The 14,109-nt window shown below is 64.3% G+C and carries 13 protein-coding genes; 6 read left to right on the forward strand and 7 right to left on the reverse strand.

What is annotated here, in order from left to right; translation table 11 throughout:
* Positions 1–44: 44 nt before the first annotated feature.
* The 4 genes from pedF (at position 45) to RQH62_RS21040 (ending at position 3,960) form a co-directional block, all read left to right on the forward strand.
* Positions 45–470: a cytochrome c-550 PedF gene (gene pedF / locus RQH62_RS21025; protein ID WP_311270603.1), complete on the forward strand. Its 426-nt coding sequence runs from the start codon at positions 45–47 to the stop codon at positions 468–470.
* 5 nt (positions 471–475) lie between these two features.
* A complete protein-coding gene (locus RQH62_RS21030; protein ID WP_311270604.1) occupies positions 476–1,333 on the forward strand; it encodes a transporter substrate-binding domain-containing protein in 858 nt (285 codons plus the stop codon).
* A gap of 92 nt (positions 1,334–1,425) precedes the next feature.
* On the forward strand, positions 1,426–3,165 hold the full coding sequence (locus RQH62_RS21035; RefSeq protein ID WP_311270605.1) for a methanol/ethanol family PQQ-dependent dehydrogenase: 1,740 nt from the start codon (positions 1,426–1,428) through the stop codon (positions 3,163–3,165).
* A gap of 12 nt (positions 3,166–3,177) precedes the next feature.
* Complete coding sequence (locus RQH62_RS21040; RefSeq protein ID WP_311270606.1) at positions 3,178–3,960, forward strand: response regulator transcription factor; 783 nt, start codon at positions 3,178–3,180, stop codon at positions 3,958–3,960.
* 60 nt (positions 3,961–4,020) lie between these two features.
* Here the strand turns inward: RQH62_RS21040 and RQH62_RS21045 are convergent, their stop codons facing one another.
* From RQH62_RS21045 to RQH62_RS21075, 7 genes are all read right to left on the reverse strand, one after another.
* Complete coding sequence (locus tag RQH62_RS21045; protein ID WP_311270607.1) at positions 4,021–5,604, reverse strand: Na+/H+ antiporter; 1,584 nt, start codon at positions 5,602–5,604, stop codon at positions 4,021–4,023.
* Positions 5,605–5,683: 79 nt separating this feature from the next.
* The gene (locus RQH62_RS21050; protein WP_311270608.1) at positions 5,684–7,897 is read right to left on the reverse strand and encodes a NahK/ErcS family hybrid sensor histidine kinase/response regulator; all 2,214 of its coding nucleotides are present in this window, start codon (positions 7,895–7,897) and stop codon (positions 5,684–5,686) included.
* A complete protein-coding gene (locus RQH62_RS21055; RefSeq protein WP_311270609.1) occupies positions 7,894–9,036 on the reverse strand; it encodes an FIST N-terminal domain-containing protein in 1,143 nt (380 codons plus the stop codon). The genes RQH62_RS21050 and RQH62_RS21055 overlap by 4 nt, the downstream gene beginning before the upstream one ends.
* 60 nt (positions 9,037–9,096) lie before the next feature.
* Positions 9,097–9,501, reverse strand: coding sequence for a DUF779 domain-containing protein (locus RQH62_RS21060; protein WP_311270610.1), 405 nt, complete (start codon positions 9,499–9,501; stop codon positions 9,097–9,099).
* 116 nt (positions 9,502–9,617) lie between these two features.
* Positions 9,618–11,138 (reverse strand): aldehyde dehydrogenase, encoded by a 1,521-nt coding sequence (adh, locus tag RQH62_RS21065; protein ID WP_311270611.1) that lies wholly within the window; start codon positions 11,136–11,138, stop codon positions 9,618–9,620.
* Between the two features lie 45 nt (positions 11,139–11,183).
* Entirely contained in the window at positions 11,184–11,642 is a 459-nt protein-coding gene (locus RQH62_RS21070; RefSeq protein ID WP_311270612.1) for a pseudoazurin, read from the reverse strand.
* Positions 11,643–11,719: 77 nt separating this feature from the next.
* Positions 11,720–12,274, reverse strand: a complete 555-nt coding sequence (locus RQH62_RS21075; protein ID WP_311270613.1) for a rhodanese-like domain-containing protein — start codon at positions 12,272–12,274, stop codon at positions 11,720–11,722.
* Between the two features lie 79 nt (positions 12,275–12,353).
* Here RQH62_RS21075 and RQH62_RS21080 point away from each other — a divergent pair, with 79 nt between their 5' ends.
* On the forward strand, positions 12,354–13,148 hold the full coding sequence (locus RQH62_RS21080; RefSeq protein ID WP_311270614.1) for a quinoprotein dehydrogenase-associated SoxYZ-like carrier: 795 nt from the start codon (positions 12,354–12,356) through the stop codon (positions 13,146–13,148).
* Positions 13,145–14,086 carry a quinoprotein relay system zinc metallohydrolase 1 gene (locus tag RQH62_RS21085; RefSeq protein WP_311270615.1) on the forward strand — a complete coding sequence of 314 codons (942 nt, stop codon included), beginning with the start codon at positions 13,145–13,147 and terminating at the stop codon, positions 14,084–14,086. Before RQH62_RS21080 ends, RQH62_RS21085 begins: the two co-directional genes overlap by 4 nt.
* Positions 14,087–14,109 lie beyond the last annotated feature (23 nt).

The raw sequence follows: 14,109 nt of genomic DNA on the forward strand, positions 1-14,109 counted from the left end.
ACTCGGAGTCATCAGGGGAAAACCGACCGGGTGAGGATATAATGATGAATTTGGGTAGGGTCGCGTTGCTGGGTGCCATGGCGATGCTGGGCATGACCGCAACCACATCTTTGATGGCGCATGGTGACGTGACGCCGCAGGCGGTGGATACGTCCGCATTGCCGGATATCGGCGAGGCTTGGCTGGATAAGAATCCCTATAGTGGTAATGCCAAGGCGATCGAGATCGGCCAGTCCGCTTACGGCCAGAATTGCGCGCGCTGCCATGGTCTGGACGCGGAAAGCGGCGGTATTGCGCCGGACCTGCGCTATCTGGAGTCGGGCGAGTCGGGCGACCAGTGGTTTGCCGAACGTTTCCGCCACGGCTCCAGCCATGATGGCAAGGTCTATATGCCGCCCTTCGGCGACGTGTTGGGCCAGAAGGCCGGCTGGGCGATCCGCGCCTGGCTCGAAACCAAGCACGAAGGCTGATCGGCATGCTCTCGCGGCGGGGGCTGATCGGCGGGGCGGGGGCGGCGCTGGCGCTTGGGCTGATACCCGGTGACCTTAGCGCTGCCCCACTTGCCAAGGTCAAGGCGCTCGGCACCATCCGGGTGGTCGTCTATCAGAATAACCGGCCCTGGTCCTGGGAAGAGGGCAGCAAATTGGTCGGGCTGGACGTCGATCTGGCGCTGGCGATAGCAACCAAGCTGGGCGTGCGCGCGGATATAGCCCAGTTGGTGGCGGACGAGAGTGCCGACGATGATCTGCGCAATGGCGTGTGGAAGGGTGGGCTGCTGGGCTTCACGCCCGGCGACATCATGTTGCATGTGCCCTTCGACCGGGTCTTCGCCTCGCGCAACGACCAGGTGGCGATCATTGCGCCTTATTATCGCGAAAGCTTCGGACTGGCCGGTGGCGGCGGCATGGCAGTGGAAGCGATGCCGACCGAATGGAAGGGCCGCAAGCTGGCGGTGGAGCTGGACTCCATTCCCGACTTCTACCTGATCGGCAGCTTCGGCGGCGTGCTGGCCAAGGATGTGACCCATTATCCGACAGGATCGGAGGCCGTCGCTGCGACCATGGCGGGGCAGGCCGATGCGGTTCTCGCCAGTCGTGCCCAAATTGAGGAAGGCACGCATCGGGCAGGGGGCAGGGCTCTGGCGCTGCGCAAGGGACCGCTGCCTGCGTTCGCATCGCCCGGCTGGGATATCGGCATGGCGGTCAAGGAAAACAGCCGCACGCTGGGCGATGCGGTGGAGGAAATCATTACGGCCATGGCCGCCAGTGGCGAGATGAAGGCGCTGTTCGCGCGCTATGGCGTCACCTGGACGCCGGCGAACGCGGCGGGTTGATAGGCGACCGAAGGTCCAATTGCCGCTTTGTCGGGGTGGCATAGTTTGCACGTAAACGGGCGTAGAGCGCCCGTTCAATAGGGAGGATGGTTATGAAAGGACCGATGATGCGGGCGCTGTCGGGCGTTGCCGCACTGTCGCTGGCGGTCGCTGCGGCGCCGCTGCTGGCCAATGGGCCAACGGATGCGGATTTGATGAACGATGCGGCATCGACCGGCGACGTTCTGACCTATGGCATGGGGCCGCAGGCGCATCGCTTCAGTTCGCTGAAGGCGATCGACAGCAGCAATGTGTCGAAGCTGGTGCCGGCCTTCGCCGCTTCGCTGGGTGGCGAGAAGCAGCGCGGTCAGGAAGCCCAGCCGATCGTCTATGACGGCACCATCTATGTGACGGGCAGCTATTCGCGCGTCTTCGCCTTCGATGCCCGCACTGGTGAGGAAAAGTGGCAATATGATGCCCGTCTGCCCGACGGCATCATGCCCTGCTGCGACGTCGTCAATCGCGGTGCTGCCATCTATGGTGACAAGATCATCTTTGCGACGCTGGACGCGCGCCTTGTGGCGCTCAACCGCAACACCGGCAAGGTGATCTGGAACAAGCAGATCGCTGATTATAAGGAAGGCTATAGCGCCACCGCCGCGCCCCTGATCGTCAAGGGCATGGTCATCACCGGCAATTCGGGCGGCGAATTCGGCGTTGTCGGCGCGGTCGAAGCGCGTGACGTCAATACCGGCGAACTGATCTGGCACCGCCCCGTGATCGAAGGCCATATGGGCACGCTGAAGGGCAAGGATAACGGCATCACCGGCAAGCTCAATGCAACCTGGACCGGCGACCTGTGGAAGAGCGGCGGCGGCGCGACCTGGCTCGGCGGCACCTATGACCCGGAAACCAACCTGCTCTTCTTCGGCACCGGCAACCCTGCGCCGTGGAACAGCCATCTGCGCCCCGGCGACAATCTCTACACCGCCTCCACGCTGGCGATCGACCCGGACACCGGCGTCATCAAATGGCATTTCCAGACGACGCCGCATGACGGCTGGGACTTCGACGGGGTGAATGAATTCATCCCCTTCGACGCCACGATCAACGGCAAGCCGATGAAACTGGGCGCGAAGGCCGACCGCAACGGCTATTTCTTCGTTCTCGACCGTACCAACGGCAAGTTCATCAGCGCCAACAAGTTCGTGATGCAGACGACCTGGGCCAATGGCTTCAACAAGAATGGCAAGCCCAACTATATTCCCGAAGGCCGTCCGCCGGCACCGGGTGAGGGCAAGGGCAAGCCGGTCTTCGCCTCGCCCTCGTTCCTGGGCGGCAAGAACTGGATGCCGATGGCCTACAGCCAGGATACCGGCCTGTTCTACATCCCGTCGAACGACTGGGGTATGGACATCTGGAACGAACCGATCGCCTACAAGAAGGGCGCGGCCTATCTGGGCGCGGGCTTCACCATCAAGTCGATCGCAGAGGATCATATCGGCGCGCTGCGGGCGATGGACCCCAAGACCGGCAAGATCGTGTGGGAATATAAGAACAAGGCGCCTTTGTGGGGTGGCGTTCTAACCACTGGCGGCAACCTCGTCTTCACCGGTACGCCCGAAGGTTATCTCAAGGCCTTCGATGCCAAGACCGGACAGGAATTGTGGAAGTTCCAAACCGGCTCTGGCGTGGTCGGATCGCCCGTCACCTGGGAGCAGGATGGCGAACAATATGTGGCGGTGATGTCCGGCTGGGGCGGCGCGGTGCCGCTGTGGGGCGGCGAAGTCGCCAAGTCGTTTAAGGATATCAATCAGGGCGGCGCCCTCTGGGTGTTCAAGCTGCCGAAATAAGGGATCAGGACAATGATCGTCATGGGACGTGGACATTATGCGCAATCCGCTCCGGCCATCCCGCCCGGCGCAATGCGGCTTGCTACGTCCCATGACTTGTCCGATCATCATGTGCAGGGGCAGGATATGGGGCATTATATGGGCGGGGACGCGATCATGGAGCGGGTGCTGATCATCGATGATCATCCGCTGGTGCGGGATGGATTGCGCAGCGTGATCGCGATCAGTTTCGACAATATCGAGATTTTCGAGGCGGCCGGTCTGGATGAGGCTGTCGCCACGCTGGAAAAGCAGGATAATTTCGATCTGATCCTGCTCGACCTCAATATTCCCGACGTTCGCCGGTTGGATGGCTTGAAGCTGCTGCGCGATCGTTTTCCGATCCTGCCGGTGGTGATGGTGTCCGGCGCCTTCGATCGGGCCATCGTGCAGGAGGCGCTGGCCGCCGGTGCGGCGGGCTTCATCCCCAAATCGTTGAAGCGCAGCGCTATCGTAGAGGCGTTGCATCGCGTCGTGTCGGGCGAAATCTACCTGCCCGAAACCATGGGCGAAGGCGCGGCTCCGTCAGCCGAGGAAGACGACATCGCCCGCCGGATCGACAGCCTGACCCCGCAGCAGAAGACGGTGCTGGGCCATCTGGTCAACGGTCGGCTCAACAAGCAGATCGCCCATGACCTTGGCGTGTCGATGACCACGATCAAGGCGCATGTCTCGGCCATCCTCCAGAAGCTGGGCGTGCTCAGTCGTACGCAGGCAGTCATCAAGGCGAACCGGGTGCATTTCGGCGCCGACTGATAGCGTTTGATGGCCTGTTTCCTGCGCCGCCTGCCTCCCGCCAGGCGGCGCTTCGTCGTTTCAGGCCTTGGCCGCCAATGCGCTCATCTCTTCCAGATCGAGGTCGCGCTCCAGTTCCTGCAACACATGCTCGTCGATATCGCCGATCCGGTGCAAGCGCAGCAATTCGATCCGGCCGGCCGCGACGGCCTTCAGCACCAGATCGAAATGGGCGTGCAGAATATGCGCATGTTCTTCTTCCTGCCCGGCATAGCTGGCCGATAGCGTCGCATGGCGCTGATAGCGTTCCAGCAGGCGTGGATGCAGCAGCACACCGTCCGCATCATGGGCATGAACCTCTACCACGCGCAGTTGCGCCTGCGCCATGGCGGCTTCCGCCTCGCTCATGCTGAGGCGGGCGCGGTCGCTGGCCGGCTCCTCCAGCCGCATCAGACGGATCACGGCGCCCAGCGTCGTTCCCTGAATCAGCACCGTGCCGATGATGACGGCGAAGGATGCGACCAGGATGAAGTCGCGACCGGGGAAACCCTCCGGCACGCTGAGCGCCACCGCCAGCGTCACCACGCCGCGCATGCCGGCCCAGCCGAGCACCACGGCGGATCGCGCACCGATCGGCGTATAGCGGCGCACGCCCATGGCCCGTAGCAGGCGGATGATGCCATCGGATCCGAACACCCAGGCAAAGCGCGCCAGAGTCAGCGCCAGCAGGATTGCCAGCACGGGTCCGGTCATCTGAGCCAGCACCAGTTCGAAGCCGCCGACCCGGTCGATCACGCCGCGCAGCGAGGAACCGATCAGCAGGAAGACGAAGGCCTCCATCAGGAAGATCATCACCGCCCAGAAGGCCGTGCCGTTCATTCGCACCGTCGCGGAGAAGACGACATGCTGGTACCAGCCGCAGATGAGGCCGGTGGTCACGGTGGCGATCACGCCGGACACATGCATCGTTTCCGCCAGCAGGTAGGAGGCCCAGGGCGCCAGCAGGGACGAAGCGATCATCAGATATTTGTCGTCCAGGCGCGGCGTCAGCCGGACCCAGGCGACGCCAACCGCTGCCCCGATCGCCGCGCCACCGATTGCCAGCAGCAGGAAGCTCTCCACCGCCTCAACCAGGCTGAAGGCGCCGGTAACGCCGGCGGCGATGGCAAAGCGGAAGAGGACGAGGCCGCTGGCATCGTTGAACAGGCTTTCGCCCTCCAGCAGAATGGAGAGGCGACGGGGCAGGCGGACATGCTGCAACACTGCGCGCGCCGACACAGCATCCGGCGGCGAGACGATCGCGCCCAGCGCGGCGCAGGCGGCCCAGGGCAAACTCGGCACCAGCATATGCGTAACCAGCGCGATGATCGCCGTGGTGAAGACGACCGCGCCAACCGCCAGTGCGATGATGCCCAGCATATGGCGATGGAGGTGCCGGAGCGCGATGAACCAGGCGCCGTCCATCAACAATGGTGGCAGGAAGATCACCAGCACCAGCTCGGGATCGAGCGAGAGGACTGGCAGGCCCGGCACGAAAGCGAAGAGCACGCCGCCGGTCAGCAGCGCGACGGCGGGCGGCAGGCGCATCTTGTGCGCCGCATAGTGCAGCACGATGATCGCCAGCAGCATGGCGATCACCAGTTCGAACAATTGCATCGGATGCATGCGGCCCCCGCTTCCACCTATATCCGTCCCTAGTAGCGCGTGCGCGATGCAGGTCCAGCGTCGGGGCGGTCGATAGGCGCTATTTCAGCATGGTTCGCAACAATGCGCGCAGTTGCGCAGGCTTGACCGGCTTGTTGAGCAGCGGGATGCCGTCGGCGTCCAGTCGCGCCTTCAATTCCTTGCCCCGATCGGCGGAAATCATCACGGCGGGCACCGGGTGTGCGAAATGCGCCCGCAGCCGGTCGAGTGCCGCATCGCCTGTCTCGCCATCGTTCAGATGATAGTCGATCAGGATGATGTCCGGCGTTTCGCCTGCTGCGAACAGCCCGGTCGCTTCAGTAAAGCCGCCTGCCGTGAGTACGGTACAGCCCCAGCCGCCCAGCAATGTGCGCATCCCAGTCTGGATCGCCCGCTCATTGTCGATCACCAGCACATTGAGCCCGCGCATGCTGCGGTCGCGCCCGACGCTGGCCGGGCCGCTGTCCGGATCGGCCACTGGCTCGCCCACCGGCAGTTCGATCGCGAAGGTCGATCCGCGTCCCGGCGCGGATTCCAGCGTGACTCTGTGGCCCAGCATGTCGCTCGCCCGCTTGACGATGGCGAGGCCCAACCCCTTGCCACTGGTGCGGGTGTCGAACCGACGAAATTCGTCGAACACCAGTGCCTGCTTGTCGGCGGGGATGCCGCTGCCGGTGTCGGTGACGCTGACGCGGATTGTCCCGGCATCCACAACACAGGCGACGCGGACCGATCCCTGCTGGGTATAGCGCAGGGCGTTGGACAGGAAATTCTGGAGGATGCGGCGGACCAGACGGATGTCCGACCGGACCCATAGCGGTTCGCTCGTCATATCCAGGGCCAGCCCCCCCGCCCGTGCTACAGGCGCAAATTCGACGCGCAAGGTGCCGAGCAGCGTATCGAGCCGGAAGTCGCTTAGTTCCGGCTGGATCGCCCCGGCATCGAGCCGGCTGATTTCCAGCAGCGCTTCCAGCAGATCCTCGACTGAATCGAGCGCGGTCGATGTCTGGTTGACCAGCGCGCGGGTCGGGAGGGCCAGCCGTCGGTCGCCCAGCGCCGCAACGAACAGCCGTGCGGCATTGAGCGGTTGCAACAGATCGTGGCTGGCCGCCGCGAGGAAGCTGGTCTTGGACAGGTTCGCCTTTTCCGCGGCTGTCTTCGCGTCGCGTAACTGCCCCTCGATCTCCCGCCGTTCGGCGACTTCTGCGCGCAGTTCGGCGGTGCGATCGGCGACGCGCCGCTCCAGCGTCTCGGCGGTTTCCTGCAAGCCGGCCTGCGCGCGCAGCATGTCGGTGACATCGGTAAAGCCGATCACCTGCCCGCCACGGTCCAGCGCAGTACTGCGCAGTTCGAAATGGCGGTCGCCGGCCGACACCAGCGCATGGGCCGGTTCGCCCGGTTGATCGCCGCGCCAGTCGAGACAGCCCTGATCGGCCATGCCCATATAGTCGCGGCACCAGTCGCGCAGCGCGGCATGGCTCGCCCCGTCCTGCATCCAGTCGTCGGGCAGGCCCAGCAGATGCTGCAAGGCTTCGTTCCAGGCGGCGATGCGGCCCTGTGCGTCGAACAGGCACACGCCTTCGGACAGATTATCCAGTGTCGATTGCAGCACCAGATTGCGTTCGGCCAGTTCCAGCGCGCGATTGCGGGCATCTTCCGCCTTCACTTCGGTAATGTCGGTATAGATGCCGACGATCCCGCCCTCGCTGGTACGCAGCTCGTTGATCTGCACCCAGCGCCCGTCCGCCAAGGCCTGCACATGGCCACCATCGGCGACGCTGTGACGGGCCAGTCGGTCGGATACCCAGCGGTCGGGAGCCACCACCGATCCCAAAGGCTGGTGATAAGCGGCGGCGAGGCGCGCGACATCCTCGAACGCCAGTCCCTCGCGCACATGGTCGGCGATTTCCGGCCAGAAGCCCAGATAGGCGTCATTATAGAGGACCAGCCGATCCTCCGCATCGAACAGGACGAAGCCTTCGTTGATCGAATCGATCGCATCGCGCAGCCGCCCCTGTGCGGCATGAGCGGTGGCATGGGCCTGCGCCAAGTCGGCATTGGCGGTCGCCAGCCGGCCCAGCGCGTCCTCCAACTCCATGGTCCGGTCACGCACCATGGCTTCCAGCGTGATCGCTGTCTCGAACATCGAAAAGGCATTGCCGGCCATGTCGCTCGACCGTTCGACCCGGTCGATCAGCGCCGCATTGATTTTGCGCAATTTGCGGTTTTCTTCCCGCAAATTGTCCAGTTCGCTGGGGCCTTCGATGGCCTTCATCGCCCGATCGCCAGCCCGCTGAACGTCTGGTTGACGTGCAGCGCATGATATTGCTCGCCATAGGTATTGAAGCCGATCACACGATGCCGGCCGTACAGTTCGGACACGGCGCGGCCGATCTGGCGTTGCTCCGCATCGATGCGATTGAGTACGCAGTCGAAGGCGATGATGCGGTCGACCTGTCCGACATGGGCGCCGATATCGGCGAACATGGATTCCATGCCGGCGATGCGGTCTATCGGTTCGCCCACCGTCAGCACGATCCCTTCGTCGATCGCGCAATAGAAGGTCAGGCTACCGTCCGCATTGGCGCTCTGGATCGAGCGGACATGATAGTCGCCGCCGGCACGCACCATCGGCGGGTGTGCGGCGTAGAAGGCCAGCCCCAGCTCTTCGCCGGCATGGCCCGCCAGCCGCAGATATTCCTCCGCCGCCGGTTCGGCATTGATTTCGGTGACGATCCGGTCCTGCGGGATCGCGCCGGTCACCACCATCTTGGCGGCGCCGGGGCGATAATGCTGCGCCTTGAACACATGGATCGGGCGGGGGGTGGACAGGATGGCGATCACGGCGGCGCGCTTGTGAAAACGGCCGCCCTCGAAGATGGCGGTTTCGCGAAAGGCGAGGCCATCGCCGGACGATCCGCCGATCAGCGGAATGTCGCCCAGCGCATCCTGCATCGTCATGGTCAGCAATTCCTCGCGATGCGACAGGCCATCGACCAGGAAAAGCGCGACATGGTTGACCTTGCCCCCCAGATGGCGGCTGTCACGATCGGCGATGGCGGCGAGCGCGCGGATTTCCTCCCTCGCGGCGACGGGATCGAACGCGTCGATATCGTCGAAAATATGGGATGTCAGGTGAAAGGCGTCGGCCGGAAAGCCGATGACGCTCAGGCTGTCCTCGTCATAGCCGGCTTCGGTCAGTTCGCCCGAACTGGTGCAGCCGATGGCGACGACCTGCTCGCTGTGGCGATTGACGGCGCGGGCCAGGGCATCGCGATCGAAGCGGTGGGAGCAGAAGAGCAGCATGCCCGCCAGCGGCGCATCGCCCAGCTGCCGCGCGACCTCCGCCATCGCGATGGCCGGATCGTGCGAGTGGCTTGATGCGAAGCCGATCTCCGACGCCAATATGGTCATGTCCCTCTCCTGCAACCGGCCCTTGTTTTTCAAGGTTATGCACTGTCCCGCATCAGATTGTCATCCGGGGAAATCATCGCCATGCGGTGGGTCGCCGGCCGCTTCCAGCCGGGCATTTTCGTCATCGTCGAATATGCGGGACCGGACGATGAAACGCACCCCTTCGGGGCTTTCCAGCGACATGCCCGCACCGCGTCCCGGAACGACATCAATCGTCACCTGGGTATGGCGCCAATATTCGAACTGCGCTGCGCCGATCCAGACCGGGATGTCCCCCGCGACATGGCCGAGCAGCACATCCTGCGCGCCAACCTTGAACTCGCCGCGCGGGAAGCACATCGGTGCGGAGCCGTCGCAGCAGCCGCCCGACTGGTGAAACATCAGCGAGCCGTGCATGGCCGTCAGCCTCTGCATCAGCGCCTCGGCGTCCGCTGTTGCCAGTATCCGTGGTGGCAGTGCCGTCATGTCCGACCTCTGGTTCCTTGAAAACAACGGTGCGGCGGACACCGGGGAAAGGGTGCCCGCCGCCGTCGAAGGCGTGTTGGAGAGGGAGAACGCCTTCTGACGAACCGTTCCCCGCTTTAGAAGAAGCCCAATGCCTTGGGGCTGTAGCTGACCAGCAGATTCTTGGTCTGCTGATAATGGTCCAGCATCATCTTGTGGTTTTCACGGCCGATACCCGACTGCTTGTAACCGCCGAACGCCGCATGGGCGGGATAGGCGTGATAGCAGTTGGTCCATACGCGGCCGGCCTGGATGCCCCGGCCCATGCGATAGGCGCGCGTCCCGTCGCGGGTCCATACGCCCGCGCCCAGCCCGTAGAGCGTGTCGTTGGCGATGGCGAGCGCTTCGGCTTCGTCCTTGAAGGTGGTGACGGCCAGTACGGGGCCGAAAATCTCCTCCTGGAAGATGCGCATCTTGTTGTGGCCCTTCAGCACGGTCGGGGTCACATAATAGCCGTCGCTCAATTCGCCATCGAGGGAGGCGCGTTCGCCGCCGGTCAGCAACTCTGCGCCTTCATTCAGGCCGATCTCGATATAGGAGAGGATCTTCTCCAACTGGTCGTTCGACGCCTGCGCGCCGATCATGGTGCCGGGGTCGAGCGGGCTGCCCTGCTTGATCGCCTTGACCCGTGCGATGGCGCGTTCGATGAATTTTTCGTAGATGGATTCCTGGATCAGCGCGCGGCTGGGGCAGGTGCAGACTTCGCCCTGATTGAGGGCGAACATCGCAAAGCCTTCCAGGCATTTGTCGAAATAATCATCGTCCGCGTCCATCACGTCTTCGAAGAAGATGTTGGGCGATTTGCCGCCCAGTTCCAGCGTGACCGGGATCAGATTTTCCGAGGCGTACTGCATGATCAGGCGGCCGGTGGTGGTTTCGCCGGTGAAGGCGATTTTGCTGATCCGCTTGTTGCTGGCGAGCGGCTTACCCGCTTCGACGCCGAAGCCGTTGACGACGTTCAGCACGCCGGGCGGCAGCAAGTCGCCGATCACTTCGAGCAGGACGAGGATCGACATCGGCGTCTGCTCGGCGGGCTTCAATACGATGCAGTTGCCCGCGGCCAGCGCCGGGGCGAGTTTCCACACGGCCATCAGGATCGGGAAATTCCACGGGATGATCTGGCCGACCACGCCCAGCGGCTCGTGGAAATGATAGGCGATCGTGTCATGGTCGATCTCGCTGATCGATCCTTCCTGCGCGCGGACGCAGCCCGCGAAATAGCGGAAATGGTCGATGGCGAGCGGGATGTCGGCATGGGTCGTCTCGCGGATCGGCTTGCCGTTGTCGATCGTCTCGGCCATCGCGATGAGGTCCAGATTGGCCTCCATCCGGTCGGCGATCTTGAGCAGAATATTGGCGCGATCGGTGGACGAGGTCTTGCCCCAGCTATCCTTCGCCTTGTGCGCGGCGTCCAGCGCCAGTTCGATGTCGCCGGCAGTACCGCGCGCGATCTTGCCGACGACCTGACCGGTCACGGGCGAGACATTGTCGAAATAACCGCCCTGCACCGGCGCGACCCATTCGCCGCCGATATAATTGTCATATTGATCGCGGATCAGCGTCTTTCCCGCGAAACGCTCCATTGCCTGCTGCAACATGCTTCTACTCCCGAATGCTATGCGTCTGAATGAAAGAGGAGGCGCTTACTTCACCTTGGCCAGCGCGGCGGTCATGCGCTTGGCGGCGAAGGGCGGCAGCTTGACGGCCTTGGCGGCGGCGATGTCGGCCGGCGTCACCTTGCCCACCTGTACCAGCGCGACCATGCCCATCGAATAATGCGGCATGCACTTGACCCCATAGAGGCCCGGCTTGCTGACGGTCAGCACGGCTTCCTTGTTCATGCCCCCCTTCATCGGCGTGGCGCCGGCGGGCAGCATATTGGCCATGGTTTCGGCATTGTGGCTGGCGTCGGTCGGCTTGAAGCGGATCGTGTCGCCGGGTGCGGCCTTCACGTAGCTCGGCTCGAACACCATGGCGCCATCGGTGCCCTGATTTTTCATCTGGACGACGATGTCTTTGGCCGAGGCCGGCAGCGAAACAGCGAGGGCGGCAGCGGTCAGCAGGCAGGCCGGAATGCGCAGGTCAGTCAAATCACTCTCCATGGAATCGAACGGCTTGGTCTGCCGGATTGGGGAGAGAGTGCGGCCGCAGGGGGGCTGCGCACAATTGACCTTTGGTCCTATGGGATGGTCCCGCCGTCTGGCACTGCGCGGGCAAGCGGCCTTTTCAGGTCGGTCCAGCCTTCGACCCCTTCGGCCAGCCACCAGATATTGGCATAGCCCTGTGATCGCAGCCTTTTGGCCGCGTTCCAGCCCATCCAGCAATCCGACCGGCAAAAAAGGATCAGCATCCGGTCGCGCCGCCCATGCGTCAGCCGGGCGAGGCCCTGCATGAACCAGTCGCCGATGCCGGGGGCCAGTTCACCCCGCCCCGCTTCGGGGAACCAGTGGGCGCCGGGAATGGACTCATGTGGCGTCGCGAGCCGCCACCGGCCGTCTGTTTCCCTGTGGCCGCCCTCTGCCGGCAGCACGTCGATGAAGAGGGCATCGCGTCCGGGTAGAAGCTGGGCGGCGGCCTGAGGGGCGATGCGGCCGACGCCGGGCGGGGCGTGGTGCACGGGTGCGCGATAATGGGCGATGCGATAGCCCTCTGCATTGAACAGCGCGTCCTGTGCCGGCGCGGGCGCGGGCAACAGCAAGGCGGTCATCAGGACGCTGATAGGGGCAGGGCGCATGTCTCTCTCCCGATACGACCAACGGCCAATGGTAACCTGCGACGCAGGAGAATAGACCCCACCATAAGGGAGAAGGATAATGCAAAGGCAGGCAAGCCTTTGGGTCGCGATCGCCCTGGTGTCGGTCGCGGCCGATGCCGGGGCGACAGCGCCCGCTGATCCGCTGGGGTCGCCGATGTGGCAGGCCCATGCCCGCACCCTGTTTGGCGATGATCCGGTGCGGTTCGATCCGCGCGTGAAGGTGGATTTTCCGATGATTGCGGAGAATCAGCGCGCCTTTCCGGTCGCGATCGACGCCCGCGCCATTCCCGGCGTCACCCGCATGGTGCTGCTGGTCGACCTCAATCCCATACCGATCGCGATCGATTATCGCCCCACCCACGCCGCCGCCTATGTCGCGACCCGGATCAAGCTGGATCAGCGGACGCCGGTGCGGGGCGCGGTGCAACTGGCGAGCGGGGAATGGCTGGTGTCGGGCGGCTGGGTCGATGCGGCGGGCGGGGGCTGTTCCGCGCCGCCGGTCAGCCGGGTGAAGGGCGACTGGGCCGATCATCTGGGCGAGATTCGGGGCGAGGCCTGGCCGATGCCGAACCATGTCAGCCGGGTCAGGCTGAATTTCCGGCATCCGATGGATACCGGCTTCGTCGCCAATATCGCCACCTATCATCTGGAGGCGCTTAGCGTGAAGGCGGGGGACCGGGTGTTGGGCGAGATGGAGATATGGGCGGCGGTGGCCGAAGATCCGGCGATTACGCTGATGGTCGATGGCGGCGCGGGGGAGGCGCTGCACGTCGAGGCACGCGATACCAATGGGCGCGAGTATCGGGCGGCGCTGTCGGTGGCACGCCAGTCACCCATGCCGGGTGGCCGATGATCCTGTCGCGGCGGTCCGTGCTGGGTGGCATGGCGGTGCTGGCGGCTGTGCCGGCGCAGGCTGCGGATTATGCGATCGTGCCGGAGCCGATCGGCGAGGGTGTGTGGCTGGTGCGCGGGGCGGACGAACCGATCGAGGCGGGCAATGGCGGTGCGATCGCCAATATCGCGATCATCGCCACGCCGGCCGGGACTGTGCTGTGGGAGTGTGGGCCGTCCATCCGCTATGCCCGCGCCTTGCGGCAGGCGGCGGAGCAACTGACGGGTAAGCCGGTGGTGCGGGTCTATATCAGCCATCTCCATCCCGATCATGGCATGGGGCTGGCGGCGTTTGACCCGGCCATCGTCGCGGCGCTGCCCGGCACGATCGACGCGCTGCGGGCGGAGGGGCAGGGCTATGCCGATGGCATGTACCGGCTGCTGGGCGACTGGATGCGCGGCACGGATCTGGTCCTGCCGGGGAAGGTGATCGCGCCGGAGGAAGAGGATTTTGGCGGACGGCGGCTGCGGTTGCTGGGCTTGTCCGGGCATAGCGGGGCGGACCTTGCCCTGCTCGATCCGCAGACGGGCTTGCTGCTGGGTGGCGACCTGATCTTTCACGACCGGGCGCCGAGCACGCCGACGGCGGATCTTGGCAAATGGCGCACCAGTCTGGATCAGTTGAAGGCGCTGCCGCACAAGGGGGTGGTGCCGGGCCATGGGTCGTTCGATCCGGGCGGGACGGTGGCGATCGACCAGACGCACGACTGGATCGACTGGCTGGAGGCGACGCTGACGCAGGCGGTGCAGGGCGGGCTGGACATGGTAGAGGCCGGCGAACTGCCGATTCCAGAGCGTTTCACGAGGATGGCGGCGGCGCGCTACGAATTGCAGCGTAGCGTGTCGCATCTCTATCCGGGGCTGGAAGCGAAGCTGATGCCGCGGGTGGATGTGCCGTAAATGCGACAGCGAGTTGGACAGGT

This window comes from Sphingobium sp. WCS2017Hpa-17, from assembly GCF_031843765.1.
Lineage (GTDB): Bacteria > Pseudomonadota > Alphaproteobacteria > Sphingomonadales > Sphingomonadaceae > Sphingobium.

What these genes read in the sequence shown, in the direction of transcription:
- pedF (WP_311270603.1), top strand. Translation starts at nt 45, where the DNA reads ATGAATTTGGGTAGGGTCGCGTTGCTGGGTGCCATGGCGATGCTGGGC.
- RQH62_RS21030 (WP_311270604.1), top strand. Translation starts at nt 476, where the DNA reads ATGCTCTCGCGGCGGGGGCTGATCGGCGGGGCGGGGGCGGCGCTGGCG.
- RQH62_RS21035 (WP_311270605.1), top strand. Translation starts at nt 1,426, where the DNA reads ATGAAAGGACCGATGATGCGGGCGCTGTCGGGCGTTGCCGCACTGTCG.
- RQH62_RS21040 (WP_311270606.1), top strand. Translation starts at nt 3,178, where the DNA reads ATGATCGTCATGGGACGTGGACATTATGCGCAATCCGCTCCGGCCATC.
- RQH62_RS21045 (WP_311270607.1), bottom strand. Translation starts at nt 5,604, where the DNA reads ATGCATCCGATGCAATTGTTCGAACTGGTGATCGCCATGCTGCTGGCG.
- RQH62_RS21050 (WP_311270608.1), bottom strand. Translation starts at nt 7,897, where the DNA reads ATGAAGGCCATCGAAGGCCCCAGCGAACTGGACAATTTGCGGGAAGAA.
- RQH62_RS21055 (WP_311270609.1), bottom strand. Translation starts at nt 9,036, where the DNA reads ATGACCATATTGGCGTCGGAGATCGGCTTCGCATCAAGCCACTCGCAC.
- RQH62_RS21060 (WP_311270610.1), bottom strand. Translation starts at nt 9,501, where the DNA reads ATGACGGCACTGCCACCACGGATACTGGCAACAGCGGACGCCGAGGCG.
- adh (WP_311270611.1), bottom strand. Translation starts at nt 11,138, where the DNA reads ATGTTGCAGCAGGCAATGGAGCGTTTCGCGGGAAAGACGCTGATCCGC.
- RQH62_RS21070 (WP_311270612.1), bottom strand. Translation starts at nt 11,642, where the DNA reads ATGGAGAGTGATTTGACTGACCTGCGCATTCCGGCCTGCCTGCTGACC.
- RQH62_RS21075 (WP_311270613.1), bottom strand. Translation starts at nt 12,274, where the DNA reads ATGCGCCCTGCCCCTATCAGCGTCCTGATGACCGCCTTGCTGTTGCCC.
- RQH62_RS21080 (WP_311270614.1), top strand. Translation starts at nt 12,354, where the DNA reads ATGCAAAGGCAGGCAAGCCTTTGGGTCGCGATCGCCCTGGTGTCGGTC.
- RQH62_RS21085 (WP_311270615.1), top strand. Translation starts at nt 13,145, where the DNA reads ATGATCCTGTCGCGGCGGTCCGTGCTGGGTGGCATGGCGGTGCTGGCG.